Annotated in this window: 2 protein-coding genes; one reads left to right on the plus strand and one right to left on the minus strand. The window is 63.9% G+C overall.

What is annotated here, in order from left to right:
* On the plus strand, positions 1-823 hold an 823-nt coding region (locus AC1D1X_RS23060; RefSeq protein ID WP_477699306.1), incomplete at its 5' end, for an NAD(P)-dependent oxidoreductase.
* A 57-nt stretch (positions 824-880) separates the two neighbouring features.
* Here the strand turns inward: AC1D1X_RS23060 and AC1D1X_RS23065 are convergent.
* A partial coding sequence (locus AC1D1X_RS23065; RefSeq protein WP_477699307.1) for a Bug family tripartite tricarboxylate transporter substrate binding protein occupies positions 881-1,516 on the minus strand: 636 nt, incomplete at its 5' end.

Genomic DNA, 1,516 nt, shown 5'->3' on the forward strand with positions numbered 1-1,516 from the left:
CGCCCTCTGCCAACGACACGACCCGGTGGGCATCATCGTGCGCTACAGCAAGGTGGGTGCTGCCGCCATTGCGGCAGCACCATCGCTGCGCGTGATCTCCAAGCACGGCAGCGGCACCGACACCATTGACAAGGTGGCCGCCGTCGCGCGGGGCGTTGAAGTTCGTGCCGCGGCCGGCGCCAACGCCAATGCCGTCGCCGAGCAGGCCCTGGCATTGATGCTCGCCTGCGCCAAGTCAATTCCGGTGTTGGACGCACGCATGCGCGCCGGCCACTGGGACAAGGCCACCCACAAAAGCGTGGAGCTGTATGGCAAGACTGTCGGGCTGGTGGGCCTGGGCGCCATCGGCCTGCGCTTTGCACGCATGGCGAGTGCAGTGGGCATGGAAGTTTTGGGCTTTGACCCTTACGCCAAAGAGCTGCCGGAATTCATGACACGGGTCGAGCTCGAAACGCTTTGGCAAAACGCCGACGTGATTTCGCTGCATTGCCCGCTGACGGACGAGAACCGCAACCTGCTGAATGGCACCACGCTGGCAAAGTGCAAGAGGGGTGTGATCATCGTCAACACGGCGCGCGGGGGGCTGGTGGATGAAGCCGCTTTGCTCGAAGCCCTTCGTAGCGGGCAAGTCCATTCTGCGGGCCTGGACAGCTTCAGCGTGGAACCCATGGCGCCAGGGCACCCCTTCCAGAACGAGCCGGGTCTCATCCTGAGCCCCCACATCGGCGGTGTCACGAGCAACGCCTACGTGAACATGGGCGTTGCGGCTGCGCGCAACGCGCGAAGCGTGATCGAAGGTGTGACCGCCGAGGCTTTGGCTTAGCTTTCGATCGACGGCTGCCTGGGGCATGCGCCCCAGCCCGGCCAGCGTCTTTCGCTTTTACTGCGGCACCAGGCCGGCGGCTTTCACCAGGTCGGCGTGGATGCGAATCTCTTCTGAAATCACTTGGGCCAGGGGCTTGGCCTCATCGGGTGCCGGCTCCATGCCGATTTCCAGCAGTCTGGTTTTGGCATCGCCTCTCAGAAACGCCTTCGCGGATTTGCTGAGCTTGTCGATCACGGGCTGAGGCGTTTTGGCGGGAACCAGCAGGCCGATCCAGGCCGACAGCACCACATTGTTCACACCGCCTTCGCGCAGTGTGGGAATGTCCGGCRCAGAGATGGCCCGTTTCTCACTCAGCACACCCACCGCATGCAGCTTGCCCGACTTGATGTGCGGAAGCGCCTCCGGCAGCGGGGCAAAGGCCATGTCCACCACGCCGCCAATCAGGTCGGTAATGGCCGGCGCACCGCCCTTGTAGGGAACGTGCAGCAGCTTCGCGCCGGTCTGGCTTTCAAACATCAGCCCCGCCAGGTGCTGCGGGCTGCCGTCACCTGAAGAGGCATACGTCAGCTTGCCCGGGTTGGCCTTGGCCGCCGCCAGAATGCTCGCCGGCGTTCCATACTTCGCCTTGTCGTTCACCACCAGCACCATGGCCTGGTTCACCAGCTTGGTCACCGCCACAAAGTCGGTTTC

Source organism: Polaromonas sp. P1_G4, assembly GCF_056405475.1.